Genomic DNA, 13,664 nt, shown 5'->3' with positions numbered 1-13,664 from the left:
TCTTTCAAATGATGCCGTACTTGGCAAGCTTGGCTATCTCAGCCCCGGAATAGCCAAGCTCAGCCAGAATATCCTTGGTGTCCTCTCCCAGGGTAGGTGCCCGCTTGAAATTAACCATCTCTCCATCGCAGCGAATTGACGGTGCCAGTATTTTAATATCCTTGCCGTGATCACCGGGTATTGTTTGGATGCGGTCGGTATCGGAAACAAAGGGGTTTGTTAGCGCCTGCTCAACATCATATACCGGGGCTGCCGGCACCTGACCAGCTAAAATTTTCAGCCATTCTGCAGTATCTTTTTTTGACAGTATCTCATCTAAGATTTCAGTTAATTCCGATTGATTTTTTCTGCGTTCCCTGAAATTTACAAACTTGGGTGCGTCAACTAATTCTGGATGTTCAATACATTGACACAGGGCTTTCCAGAATTTTTCCTTATTGCACATCAGGTAAATCCAGTCGTCCTTTGTTTTATAAAGTTGACAAGGGCTCAGGGAAAAGTGTGCCGATCGCGGCACCCGCTTTTGGTTGTGCCCTGCATTTAATTGCCACATGGCCACATAACTTAAATTATATAAAGCGTTGTCAAAAAGACTGACATCAATATCTCGACCCTTGCCAGTTTCCCTAGCACTAAGCACTCCGGAAACAACGGCCAGCGCGAGAGCTACTCCAGTGGATAAATCCACCAAGGACAAGCCACACCGGGTGGGCGGACCGTCAGGGTCACCTGTTAATTTGAAATATCCTGCTTCCGCCTGCACGGGGTAATCATACCCTGGCCATTTGGCCCTTTCGCCATTCCGGCCGTAGGCCGTCAAGTGGGCGCAAACAATTTTGGGGTTCAGCTTTCCCAGTTGTTTGTAAGTAATACCCAGCTTGCCCGGTACGTCTCCCCGTAAGTTATCGGTCAGGGCATCTGCGCTAAGAATTAATTTGTGCAAAATTTCCTGCCCCTGGGGAGAGGAAAGGTTAAGGGATAAGCTGCGTTTGTTGTGATTGAAAGCCTGGAAAAAAAGGCTGCTATTATCCCCGGATTCACTTTCCAAGAAGTAAGGGCCTACGGTACGACCGACATCTCCGCCACGAGAGATATCTTCGATCTTAATGATTTCTGCTCCCAGATTTGCCAGATACAAAGTGCCAAAAGGGCCGGCACCATATTGTTCCACTGCCACAATCCGCAATCCTGAAAGAGGTAACATGTCGGAATATTCCACTAAATACAGATACGCCGTACCCCTCAGCATAGAGCAGGAGCTGTAAATTCGATGGGGTTGATTGGTAGATATTGAGAATAACTGGTCACTCGTATTTTGGTGATCTGGCCGCTAGGTAGAGCTCACGGAAGGTGGATGTCGCGATTTAATACAGAGTTGCTAGTCTTTTGGGTGAGCTACTGGATTGGTTCTGAATCCGGTCGTTGAGAAGGGCACCGGGAATGGATATCCGGCAATCTGTCAATTTGTTGAAAGGGTGCCGCTAGATGGGCAGTGTCATTAACAGAAGCAAGTACTTTCGCAGTGTCCTGTTTGTTCCTGCGACCCGGCCGGATCGCTATGAAAAAGCAATGGCCAGCGGAGCCGATATTGCCTGTGTGGATTTGGAAAATGCCGTTTCCCTGGAAGATAAAGATACTGCAAGGGAGCAGGTGGTCAATTTCTTTACAGGAAAGGATATTGTTCCCACTCAGCGCGCGTTGAGAATCAACCAGCTCGACAGCGATTGCGGCATCAAGGATATGTTGATGCTGCTAGATCTGCCGCAACTGCCAGACGTTGTGATTCTTCCCAAGGTTCAATCAGCAGAAGAAGTGATTGGTTTTTGCCAGGTTATGGCCCCCTCCCATAAAACGATTCGAATAATAGCCCTGATTGAATCCCCAAAAGGTTTGGAGAATGCGTTGAGTATTGCCCAGGTAGAGGAGGTGGTTTGCCTGGCCTTTGGCGCGGCTGATTACAGTGCAACAGTGGGGTCAGATATGAGCTGGGATGCTCTTTTATATGGCAGGGGGCGGCTGGTTCAGGCTGCCGCATTTGCAGGCATTGATGCTGTAGATGGCCCCTATTTGGAGCTGGATGATGAAAGAAGCCTAATTGAGGAAACACAGAGGGTCTCCGCCCTGGGGTTTTCTGGAAAAATAGCCATCCATCCAAAGCAAATTAAACCGATTCACCAAGGATTGGCACCATCTAGTGAGGCGCTCTCTCATGCTCAGCGAGTACTGAAAGCTTATAAAGAGAATCATGGTGGAGTTCTTGTAGTTGATGGACAGATGGTGGATATGCCCGTGGTTGAGCGGGCGCTGAAAACTGTGGCGGCCTCGAAGGGATTGTGACCGTACTATAGCAGAGCCAAACTCACCGGAGCCTTACGGTAAGGCAAGAGGTTTCTATGCCCCGCTATCATTTTCCTGCGTATATAAAGACCGGTAAAAATCGCTATCGAGAGCGTTACGGTCTCGATTTTGAAGACTTTAAGGTAGGGCAGGTTTTTCATCATAGGCCCGGCGTTACCATTAGCCAGCACGATAATAAGGAAGAGTGCATCAAGACCTTAAATCAAGCCATGCTGCATTTTGATGAGTGTTACACCGCCCAAACTGAATTCGGTAAGCCGTTAATTGATACTACTTTAGCGGTTCAACAGCTAATGGGCTTGATCTGGAAGACCTACAATCGACGGAAAAAAATTGTTGGTTGGAGAAAAATTTCCATGGTGGCACCAGCTTATGGCGGTGATACCTTGTATTCTGAGAGTAAGGTTCTCGAAGTCCAGGCAGGTAGTGAGTATGACGACGCGGGGCTGGTAGAAATTGTTATATATGGAAAGAATCAAGACAAGAAGACTATTTGCGAAATACAGTGTGACATGTTGATCTTCAAACGCAATCACCTGCCTTTCTCTGCGAACGGCTACTAAATTTCCATTTTCCATATTTAGGTGACCTCAATGAAAGAGTCATTTAATTTTTTGCGGGAAGTAGAAGATAACGTTTATATAGAAACGGTCGGAATAGACTTTGAAGATTTTGAAGTGGGGCAAATATTCGAGCATCGTCCAGGTCGAACCTTCACTGAAGCTAGCTGTGTCGACTATGCACTTCGCTCATTCGATCTCAGCCCGTTTATCACTGATAAGGTATATGCGCGTCGAGTTTATGGTGATAGGCAACGAGTATTGGAGACATTTGTTTTAAGCGCAATGGCGCATACAACTAGGACGTTTGGAAAGGTTGTAGCCAACTTGGAGATGAGTGACTGTGAGTTGCAGCCAGTTTATGTGGGAGATACTTTATACTTCGAATCTGAGATACTTTCCAAAAGGGAGTCAAAATCAAGGCCTGAACAGGGGTTGCTTAGCATATATTCCCGCGCTCAAAATCAACATGGTGAATGGGTTTGCGCCTACAAGCGAACGTTACTTGTTTATCGTAAGAACTTTGGTCCCTATAAGGCTGCTGGATACTGATTTCGCAGCCTAGCCAATGGCTTCTTTTTCCTACTCTGGATTGTCGAGAGTGGTATAGCGCAAGTAGTAAAATTCAAGAGGTCCTCCAGTATAGCGATGGATCGAAAAGAGCATTCTAATATCTCCCTGCTTTAACTATTTTAAATGTAGCCTGTACCGTCTCCGCCTGTTGCTAATACCTCGGGGGGATGGTTACATCCATTGTAAAATGTGTGTAACTGGATTGACTTATACAGATTTGCATATATCGTAAAAACGAGGAGAATGTTGATATATTGTGCGGCTGCAAGGTGTCTTTAGGGGTACCTTTGTACAGTGTGACAAATAGCTTCTTTGTATACCCTTAAAGATAAATATCTTAATTCAGTAGGTAGTAATAGAACGCTTGTAGAAACAGACATAGGGAATTAAGCAGTTACTCAGAGATACTGTGAATGTCAGTTGACACATTTGTCATGACTAGTGATGGGTGCTTACCGTCTGTAGATAGTGAAAGCAAGAAAGCCACGTGTAAGATTTTCAAATTGATAAAAGAGCACAGGGTAGTTTACCCTGATATTTATTCAAATGAAGATGAATTAGATAAATATGCATATGAAGTACTACAGATCAGAAGTTCCTGTTAAGCAGAATGCATCTGGTAAGTACTAACGCTATTATGCTTTCTTGGGGGCAGCGCTTCGAGCCTCCCCATGAGTGATTGGCATTAAGTGACTATGGTAGATAGATCGATATTATTGAAAGAACTTAGAATTTCCTGTGATCCAGATTTTGGCATGTGTTTAGAGCTTTTCAGTTGGGATCATCTCGATTATATCGAGGATATTTTAGCTGAGTACTTCGATATTGAGTATGAGTTCAAAATACAAGATTCGGAGAACTCTAGGTACGCGCTCTTATTTGGCAATAGTGTTGAAGAGAGTATCCTGGAAAATGCCTTATTGGCTATAAATCGCTACCATGCGTATTCTCGGCAACTTTACGTCACAATGTAGGGTGTTACTTGATAAGCTGATGCCGTGTTTTTCGATCACATGAGCCTGCATTGGGCAGTCAGGTAGCGCTGGCTTGTTTGAGATGTGGATGTTAATTTTTCTACAAGATGGAGTGAGTTTTGGGTAATCGGGATTTGATATTCATTAGGCAGGCAATGCTGATACCTGTGTTTGCACTGTATAATATTTTCTTGGGGTTGTTTTTGCCTGGCTATAGTATTGTGACTCAGCATATTAGTGAGTTAGCATTGGAATCACCTTTCTTTCCATATTCACATAGACTTACAGATATATTGATTGGTCTTTCTATGTGTATATTTTCTCTGCCTTGTTTGTCACTCGCAAAGGCTAAATTTACTTTTTTAACGATGTTTGCATTTGGTGTAACATGGATTTTTGCGGGGCTCTTTATTATGAATAGCCCATTACATGATGTATATGGGCTAACAAGTATCTTAATAGTTGTTCCTGTTATATTTGCTTTAGAGATGCGCAATTATTATATCTCAAAGAAATTCCAGGATTTATGCGTACTTGTAACCTTGATTCACGTTGTTTTCTTTTGGTTCTTTAGTTATGGATATATGCCTGTTGAATACAAAGGAGTGACACAAAGGATTTGGGTGGCAGTTACTTTGATATGGTATGGACTGGCAGCTTATCAGCTTTCATCGTCGGCCAAAAAGAAGGTGCATGAACAAGTTGCGTCATATTCTATGCCTGTTACGTAATGCGTTAAGGTATCAAATCAGATGAATCAAGAATCGTAGGAATTTACTCAAAAAGTAATCTACTTGTGGGAGACAGAAAGAGTGTCAATTTAAAGAAAAAATTTCAATATAACAAAGCTGGGAAAATAGTTTAAAAAATTTAGAGAGAGCAAAATTTGGATATTCAGATACGCAAAGAGAGTAAAAGAGATATTGAGCCAATCCACAGAGTCACTACCTTGGCTTTTCGGGAGGCTCCGTATACTAATCACTCTGAGCAGTTTATCGTGAAGGCCCTTCGCCAAGCTGACGCATTATTTATATCAAAGGTGGCTGAAGTGGATGAAGAAATTATAGGCCACATTGCCATTTCTCCAGTTGTTATTTCTGATGGCTCAGCCAACTGGTTCGGGCTCGGGCCGATTTCAGTACTACCTGAGTATCAGAACAGAGGAGTTGGCTCAAAGCTTGTTCGGAGCGCCCTGGTTGACCTCAAAGAACAAGGTGCGGCAGGCTGCGTTGTGCTGGGGGAGCCTGCTTATTACGGGCGTTTTGGCTTCAAAGTTGTCGAAGGGCTGATTTTACCCGATGTACCCGTAGAGTACTTCCAGGCACTGTCGTTTGATGACGATTTTCCAAGTGGAGAGGTTGTATATCACAGAGCATTCTCGGCACGAGCTTAACTGTCAGCTGCACTACGATGGACCTTCCACCGTTTTACAGATAGAAAAGGGCGGATGAGTAAAATTCTATTTTTTATAGGCGTGATAATGAATATATGAGAAAATATGAAAAGAGTTAGATCTATCATTAAGCACCAGTAAGCATAGCAAAAAGACTATATGGATATAGTGGATAGCTCGCTTCTCCCAAAAGGGGTGCTTGTATGAATTATAGTGCGCATAAATTTCAAGTTTTATTGCAATATCAATTATAAAAATTTTATGGAGAAAAAGTGGCTGAACTTCCCTCTAATATTTATTTGAAACTGCCGAAGTCGATTGAGGTTCAAGATTTCTTGTCATTATTGGATAGTGAGTCTGAATCAGACTTTGTAAACGCTGCCACTATATTAAGCCCGGAACACGGACTCGAACTTGCGAAGAAATTACTAGAGCAGCTTAGTGACTTTTTTGAAGTTCGTCCGGAGAGTTTTAAAAAGTACGGCTCCGTAATCGGTATTCGATACGTTCTAGGTATGCAAGCGGAGCAGATACTTGATGAGCTATTGTTATTTTATGGACAGCTAGTTAACCCCATTGATCTTAGGGCATATATATCGGGTGATGATTCGTGGGAGATTTTTTACAGGGTTGAAGGTGGTAAATTAATAAAAGAGCATTGCCAGGCCGATGAATCTGAAGTTACGGAGTTGATTCAAACTGTGTATGCTTGGTGGCATCAGGGGCTACCCAAGTCAATTTTTGAAGGCCAATTAATTGATTCCCGTACCGAAGTACCAAAACCAATTAAGCCCGTAAAAATCATAACGAAAACAAAAATAAAAGTGCCGGATGACTACTTTTGGGAAATGATATTTTTCAATATGATCCCGGGAAAGAATGAAACACCCCATAATGATGATATTCATTCTTATTGGAGCTATTCCTGGGAGGGAACCGATGATCGGTACCAACAGGTTATGTGTGCATTTAAGCGATTACGGACTGCTTATGTTCGGTGCGGTGTAGATTTTAAGAGGCATGAAGGTTCAGGTTGTGACATAACCTATAATTTTAGTGAAAGTTCAAATAACAGTAGTTATGCACTCACTTATGCTTTGTTTAGTGCGCTTATTGGAGCTGAGGTTAAACAATTTGTTACGATGCATCCAGATTTTGAGAAGCATTATATTTGTACAGGTGGGGTCGTGACTGTGGAGGTGCGCCAGAACAAGAAGGTTATCTCTACAGAAATTCATAATGTTAAGAGTATACTCTTGGATGGTGATTAGTTTAAATGATTAATAAATTGGTTAAATTGATATTAAGTGGTGCGAGAATCGGTCCATGAGTATAGAAATTAGACATAGTAGAAAAGAAGATATTCCTGAAATTAAAGATATATATGCTCAGTCTTCCTGCTATGCAGGAACACTCCAAGTCCCATACCCTTCAATAGATAAATGGGAGAAGTTTCTGGGGGATATCCCCGATAACTTTTATAGCATTGTAGCTGTCCTGGATGGGATGATTGTCGGTCAAATTGGAATGGAGGTGTTCTCGAATCCAAGGCGAAAGCATGTCTCAAATATAGGTATGGCAGTAAGTGAAGAACATCAAAATAGTGGGGTTGGCTCAAAGCTTTTGGAGGCGATGCTCAACCTATCTATTAACTGGCTTGCCGTTCGCCGTATAGAGTTAGAGGTTTATACTGATAATGAACAGGCTATAGGTCTATATAAGAAGTATGGATTTGAGGTCGAAGGCACTGCAAAAAATTATGCATTTCGAAATGGTGAATATGCTGATGTCTATTTGATGGCTAAGGTGATTTAGCTCAATATAACTTAGTGATTGAAGGCTATATACTAGGAAAAATAAGGTTGCTATAACTGTTGATACGTATGCCCTCTAGTACCTGTGAGAGGAGGGACACCTTTATTTTGGTTTATGAACATGGAGTCTTGGTCAAGGATGTCTGAAATTAATATTCGCTCTGCGAATGAGCGGGATCTAGCTAGGTGCTTTGAGATTGAATCTGTATCTTATACTGGTAACGAGGCAGCAACAAAAGAAAAGATTCTAAAGCGAATTTTGACTTACCCCGAAGGTTTTCTTGTTATAGAGAATAATAAGGAAGTTATAGGTTTTATTAATTCAGGAGCAACTCACGACGTAGAGTTATCTAACGAAGAGTTTAAAGAGCTGGTGGGGCATGATTCGAATGGAGAAAACATTGTTATTATGTCACTGGTGGTTCACCCTAATTATCAAGGTAAGGGTATGGCAAATAAGCTATTGAACAGCTTTATTAGCTCTATGAGTGAGCTAGGGAAAAAGAGAATTTATCTGATATGTCAGGATGAGCTTGTTGGTATGTATGCTAAATATGGATTTATTCATCAAGGTAAATCTGATTCTACTCATGGTGGCTTGAGTTGGCATGAGATGTTTCTTACGCTCTAAAGTAAATAAATTTAACATCGTTGTGTTTTCTTATTTTCTTTCTGGGATCGTTGTGAATTCAGACCATATCTATTGGAATGAATTGCTTGCAAATAGAATCTGCACCAAAAACTGAAGAAGTTGGCACTGTTTTGCCAGTGCCGCTATAACTTCAGGGGATCGGTAACTTAAATATGTCTGAAGTACTATTACAGAGCACTTTGATTTAATTCCATTCCCATATTGTGGGAGGTGGTAAATAGATGGCGACGTCTGACAACGGCGTCAGAAAGCATCTCTAACGCCTGATAAGTATCCTTCCAGCCGATACAAGCATCAGTAACCGATTGTCCGTAGGTCATCTTGTCCCAGGGGCAAATCTTTTGGCTTCCTTCTTCGAGGAAGCTCTCAATCATTACAGCTGAGATATTTCTTTGCCCTGTACTGATTTGATCGCAGAGAGACTCCGCAACAATCATTTGAATACTATGTATTTTCTGGCTGTTGCCGTGGCTGCAATCCACCATAATGCCGGTGGGGAGCGATGCATAATCAAGCTGAGATATCGCCTGTTCTATGTCCTCAGCATGGTAATTGGGCCTTCTTCCTCCACGAAGAATTAAGTGGCAGTTGGGGTTGCCTGTAGACTGAACAGCTTCAAGTTTTCCATTGCGGATTGTGGTACAGAATATCTGTTGAAATTGAGCTGCCTGAATCGCATCCATTGCAACTTTGACATTTCCGTCAGTACTATTTTTAAAACCGATAGGACAGGGAAGTGCAGAGGCTAATTCCCGGTGTGTTTGTGATTCCGTGGTACGAGCGCCGATAGCTCCCCAGGAAATCAAATCTGCTATGTAGAGTGCATTCAGCGGGCACAGGAATTCAGTGGCAGCCCCTAATTCCAGTGCATTGATGTTGAGCAATAACTCCCTGGCTTTAGTGAGCCCGGTATGCATATCGGCGCTGCCATCCAAATGAGGATCATAAATAAAACCTTTCCAGCCTACAGTAGTACGCGGTTTCTCAAAATATGTACGCATGACAAGACAAAGACTGCTTTCAAACTGGTTTTGAATTTCGGACAGTTTTTGCGCATAGTCTAGCGCAGCTTCAGGGTCGTGAATTGAGCACGGACCGACCACAACCAGTAGGCGGTCATCTTCACCGCTTAGTATTCTGGCAACCTGGTGGCGAGTTCGCTCGATCGCTAAAGCGGTATCAGACGGGCAGGGCATTTTTTGGATTAGCTCGTCATTACCCGGGAGTTTCATATGAGTCCGTGCGCTCAGAATAGCTGGAACGTCAGACATAAAATGGTCCTTCTCTTCTTAACGAAAGTACTGTCGGTATAGTCGGTGGTGATTAATATTCAACGACACTTAATATGCCGCCTTGATGCGGTTGAAAGATGGCTGTATAGGTGCTTCCACTGAGAACTCTGGGGGAGAGGTCCTGCAAAATTCTTAGTTCTAACTTTTGTTGCTGGGGCGATACTGAAGTAATTTCAACATCCAGAAAGTCAAAGTACTTTCCGACTTTTGGGTATAGCGCCTTGAAAAAGCTTTCTTTCACTGAGAAAGCTATTGTTAGCCACTGTTCCAAAGGAAAACCGCTCTCTGATAGTAGTCTTACTTCTGAATTACTGACTATATTGTGTTTGATTTCTTCGGCAGTCTTATCTGAAATAATTGTTTCATAATCAATTCCAAGCCCTTCAGATGTAGTGCTGGCTGCACAGATTGCTCGATTGCTAGCATGGGTAATAGAAGCTCGTACACCCTTTGGCCATACCGGGCAGCGGTTTTTTCCTACAGGGATTTCCTCTACGGGCATACCCAGCTTACTGAGGGCAAAGTGAGCACAGGCTCGCCCAGCAAGAAATTCGGCCTGTCGGGACGGGACTGCGTTGTTTAATGCATCTGAAAAAGGAATATTAAGCAGTTCAAAAAACGAGTCACAATAGTTTCTCACGCTAAAAGTGGTTTCTATCAGGCAACCAGAAAAGTGATTGGACTCGATATTTTGAAACCCACCTAAAAACGCAGATATTGAGTTGTAACTATCACTAAAGGGGTCCTGGTTCATGATGTCGTAGCTTCTTCAGTATCTATATTTTTTCGTCTTGAGGGAGGTGCTTGGCGGAGAGGTTCTTCTCTGTGATTTTTTCATATACCGCACTCTTTAAGCCATTTGATCCTAGAGGGTTAGCAATAACAATACCAACTGTTGCAGAGAAAAAATAAAGAGTCCCGGCCATAGAGGCAAGTATTTTATCTAGAATACTAACCTTCAAATTACCAAAGGTATTGCCTGTGAAATATTGGGTATCACATAGGCTGTTTGTTTGACCATGGTGCTGTATTTGGTTCTCATTCTCAATGTGAGTTAGCGTCGCTTCCCAGTTGGAACCGATCCATGTTTTTATGATGGGAATTAAGCGATAGCTGCTCACCCATTGCTTCTTTACCTTCGAACTTTGCGGCTGGCTGTGAAGCCCAAAAAGAATTGGAGCGGTAAGAGAAAATAAATTTGAGTTCATGACAGCAGTAATGACAGTCCCTGTGTTTCTAAACTTAAGCAATATATATAGGGTCTATCCCCGATATTAATTTTTAAGAAGAAGTAATGATGGGGCACTAGGCTACCCCAGTCAGGCACTAAACGCAAATAAAAATTATTATCATTTGGGGTTGGTGATGTGGCGCCGCATTTTCTTCCAAGCCCAGGAATTGGTTAATTTCCAGCTTCTCTTGCTGACTATTTTTTATCCACTACCTCCTGTGTGGGGTTGTGAATCAATGAGTTTTCTGCAGAAATTAACTAGCGGGCAGCTCAGGTTGCTACTGATGGCATCAAGTGGCTTTATGAGTAGATGTTATGGGTTGTTTGCCAAGGCTAAGATGGCAGGAATTCGCAATTCTGTGGGGGCGCTTACCTCTATTCCCCATAGCCGATTTTTTTTGTAAAAATAGAGCTTCAGTATTTGATTTCTATATTAAATTTCCGTGTGCTGAATATGGTTATTAGACCATTTCCATGGATATTATTAACCCTAATGAGGTTGCCTGTATTTGTAAGGGCTTGCTAACTGATGGCTTGGGGTCGGATATTCTGGCCAATGCAGTGGTATTCTTTAGGTTGGGGTATAACCGACCTGATATTTAATGAGCGGGAGGACCGCTTATTGATAAGTGTCACAGCTACTTTGCTTGATGAAAGAGCTGGTTCACCATTTTATGAGTGTGAAAAAGTGGTCAAAGGCCAAAAATCATATCTCAATCGTTTTACTTTTACGCATTTACATTTCGATTATGAATGAGCTAATTTATTTAGCGTTTCTATTTTAATTTACTCTGTTTTATTGCTCGTTTTCGACAATATGTCCCTTTTTGCTGTGCTTTTGTCTTTATGTGTTTTTTGGGGGAGTGCAGGAAACTATTTTTCTTGAAAGGTAGCCTCCCAAGTTATCACGATATCAACCATTGTAACTATAACTTTACTTTTTAATCTCCTTCGCCTCTCACTTTATCTTATTTCTGGTTTTTCTTTTCACTGAAGCTTGGTAGGGTTGCGCGCGATTCAATCCATATTCCTTGGGGAGGGATGTTGTGAAGTTTAAAAGCAGTTCGGTAGTTATTGCATGTGGTGTGATCTTGAGCGCTTGTGGGGGCGGCTCATCTGGCGGAGGTTCCTCGATCTCAGAGGCGGCGACTCCTTACCTATATTTCAACTCAGCAAAAGTGTTCACTTTTGAATGGTCGGATGTTGAAGGGGCTACCTATTATCAACTTCTTGAGAACAAAGATGGGCAATCTGGCTATGAAGTAGTTAGCGATAAAATTTCTGCAGGTTCTGAAGTCGTAGAAATTAAGGTGCCTCTATTTGAGCGATTGAATGCTCGCTATATATTGCAAAGCTGTGATGATACAACTTGCCTGGATTCAAATGAAATATCGATTGATGAGGAAGTTGTCGATAGTATTGGTTATTTCAAGGCTGGTAATGCCGAAGCCGGTGACCAGTTTGGTTGGTCCGTTGCGATTAGTGACGACGGCTCTACCATAGCTGTTGGTGCGACTGGCGAAGATAGTAATGAGTTAAATGAATTTAATAATGCAGCTAGCGGGTCGGGGGCTGTATATATTTTTGATTATGGTGAAGATGGTTGGGTTTACCGAGCTGTTTTAAAAGCTTTAGAGGTTGAAAGTGGAGCTGCATTTGGATCTGCAGTGAGTCTCAGTGGCGACGGAAATACGTTGGCTGTTGGTGCCTATAAAGAAAATGGTGAGGATGATAACTTTTCGGCTGGCGCAGTACATATATTCACCCGTGAGGATTTGGAGTGGACTCACAGCGCTAAATTAAGAGCAGATAATCATGGCTATTATGATTTCTTTGGTCGGGCGTTGAGTTTAAGTGATAATGGAACAACCTTGGCAGTAGCAGCCCCATATGAAGATAGTAGTGCTACCGGTGTTAATAGCGGCCCTGATAATGACGAAGCTCTAGATTCTGGTGCAGTGTATATCTTCCAGTATTCTGGGGTTGAGTGGAGTCAAGAAGCTTATTTGAAGGCAAGTGATAGTAATTCAAATATGGACTTCGGTTCATCCGTTAGCTTGAGTGATGATGGTTCCATTCTCGCGGTTGGTGCTATTGGTGGGCATGGTGGCAGGGGAGCAACTTATATTTTCTCCAATAATGGTGGCTGGGCTCAACAACAGTTGCTTACTGCAGATAGTGCAAGAGTGGGTGATCGTTTTGGTTGGGATGTTAGTTTTAGTAGCGACGGCAACCTGCTCGCTGTGGGCGCCCCACTTCAGGCAGGTGCTTCAGAGGACCCTGATGATCGCGATGGCTTCAATAATGGTGCTGTCTATCTATTTTCATATGAGGAGGATTCTTGGTACCAAAGTGCCTACCTTAAAGCGAGTAACACCGATGAAGATGATGCTTTTGGTACGTCTATTAGCCTGAACAATGACGGCTCATTGCTTGCGGTAGGTGCTCAGGAGAGTAGTGCTGGTGTAGGTTTCTATGCTGATAGCACTGACAACTCGGCATCTAGGGCGGGCGCGGCCTATATGTATTCGATGGTTGATGGGCAGTGGATTGAGAGTACTTACTTGAAAGCCAATAACACCGATGAGCGTGACTACTTTGGAACTTCAATCGCTTTAAGTGGTGACGGGGATACCCTAGTTGTGGGTGCTCCAGAGGAGCAGGGTTCGGATACTGGACTTATGGCTGATCCAGATTTGAATGATGCGGATGCTGCGGGAGCTATTTATGTCTACTAGTTAGACGATACCTTTCTTGATCTATAAGAATACTTCTATATCAGTTGGACTCATGTTCGTGGGTCCAACTATACCTCAT

13 protein-coding genes are annotated in these 13,664 nt (G+C 42.8%); 9 read left to right on the top strand and 4 right to left on the bottom strand.

Features of this window, described 5'->3' with window-relative positions:
• Positions 1-4 precede the first annotated feature (4 nt).
• The gene (locus tag ACJJIS_RS13830) at positions 5-1,204 is read right to left on the bottom strand and encodes a CaiB/BaiF CoA transferase family protein (protein ID WP_475708349.1); all 1,200 of its coding nucleotides are present in this window, start codon (positions 1,202-1,204) and stop codon (positions 5-7) included.
• Between the two features lie 281 nt (positions 1,205-1,485).
• On the opposite strand from ACJJIS_RS13830, the gene ACJJIS_RS13825 reads away from it, so the two are divergent.
• The 8 genes from ACJJIS_RS13825 to ACJJIS_RS13790 all read left to right on the top strand — a co-directional run bounded on the left by ACJJIS_RS13825 (position 1,486) and on the right by ACJJIS_RS13790 (position 8,303).
• Positions 1,486-2,337 (top strand): HpcH/HpaI aldolase/citrate lyase family protein, encoded by an 852-nt coding sequence (locus ACJJIS_RS13825; protein ID WP_413665111.1) that lies wholly within the window; start codon positions 1,486-1,488, stop codon positions 2,335-2,337.
• 56 nt (positions 2,338-2,393) lie between these two features.
• Positions 2,394-2,921, top strand: coding sequence for a MaoC family dehydratase (locus ACJJIS_RS13820; RefSeq protein WP_444957232.1), 528 nt, complete (start codon positions 2,394-2,396; stop codon positions 2,919-2,921).
• 30 nt (positions 2,922-2,951) lie between these two features.
• Positions 2,952-3,470, top strand: a complete 519-nt coding sequence (locus ACJJIS_RS13815; RefSeq protein ID WP_413665113.1) for a MaoC family dehydratase — start codon at positions 2,952-2,954, stop codon at positions 3,468-3,470.
• Positions 3,471-4,584: 1,114 nt separating this feature from the next.
• Positions 4,585-5,196, top strand: a complete 612-nt coding sequence (locus ACJJIS_RS13810; RefSeq protein WP_475708348.1) for a DUF998 domain-containing protein — start codon at positions 4,585-4,587, stop codon at positions 5,194-5,196.
• A gap of 155 nt (positions 5,197-5,351) precedes the next feature.
• A complete protein-coding gene (locus ACJJIS_RS13805) occupies positions 5,352-5,858 on the top strand; it encodes a GNAT family N-acetyltransferase (RefSeq protein WP_475708347.1) in 507 nt (168 codons plus the stop codon).
• 272 nt (positions 5,859-6,130) lie between these two features.
• The gene (locus ACJJIS_RS13800) at positions 6,131-7,129 is read left to right on the top strand and encodes a hypothetical protein (protein WP_475708346.1); all 999 of its coding nucleotides are present in this window, start codon (positions 6,131-6,133) and stop codon (positions 7,127-7,129) included.
• Between the two features lie 55 nt (positions 7,130-7,184).
• Positions 7,185-7,673: a GNAT family N-acetyltransferase gene (locus ACJJIS_RS13795; RefSeq protein WP_475708345.1), complete on the top strand. Its 489-nt coding sequence runs from the start codon at positions 7,185-7,187 to the stop codon at positions 7,671-7,673.
• Positions 7,674-7,811: 138 nt separating this feature from the next.
• Positions 7,812-8,303 carry a GNAT family N-acetyltransferase gene (locus ACJJIS_RS13790; protein WP_475708344.1) on the top strand — a complete coding sequence of 164 codons (492 nt, stop codon included), beginning with the start codon at positions 7,812-7,814 and terminating at the stop codon, positions 8,301-8,303.
• 188 nt (positions 8,304-8,491) lie between these two features.
• On the opposite strand, the gene ACJJIS_RS13785 is transcribed toward ACJJIS_RS13790, so the two are convergent.
• The 3 genes from ACJJIS_RS13785 to ACJJIS_RS13775 are packed head-to-tail and all read right to left on the bottom strand — an operon-like array spanning position 8,492 to position 10,737.
• Entirely contained in the window at positions 8,492-9,595 is a 1,104-nt protein-coding gene (locus tag ACJJIS_RS13785) for a 3-deoxy-7-phosphoheptulonate synthase (protein ID WP_475708343.1), read from the bottom strand.
• 52 nt (positions 9,596-9,647) lie between these two features.
• On the bottom strand, positions 9,648-10,370 hold the full coding sequence (locus ACJJIS_RS13780; RefSeq protein ID WP_475708342.1) for a 4'-phosphopantetheinyl transferase family protein: 723 nt from the start codon (positions 10,368-10,370) through the stop codon (positions 9,648-9,650).
• A gap of 22 nt (positions 10,371-10,392) precedes the next feature.
• Positions 10,393-10,737, bottom strand: coding sequence for a hypothetical protein (locus ACJJIS_RS13775; protein WP_475708341.1), 345 nt, complete (start codon positions 10,735-10,737; stop codon positions 10,393-10,395).
• A gap of 1,156 nt (positions 10,738-11,893) precedes the next feature.
• On the opposite strand from ACJJIS_RS13775, the gene ACJJIS_RS13770 reads away from it, so the two are divergent.
• Positions 11,894-13,585 (top strand): histidine kinase, encoded by a 1,692-nt coding sequence (locus ACJJIS_RS13770; RefSeq protein WP_475708340.1) that lies wholly within the window; start codon positions 11,894-11,896, stop codon positions 13,583-13,585.
• Positions 13,586-13,664: the final 79 nt, after the last annotated feature.

The organism is Microbulbifer maximicatervae (SeqCode) (assembly GCF_056231245.1).
The sequence above is the reverse complement of the archived record's forward strand: the minus strand, read 5'-3'. Positions and strand labels throughout refer to the sequence as shown.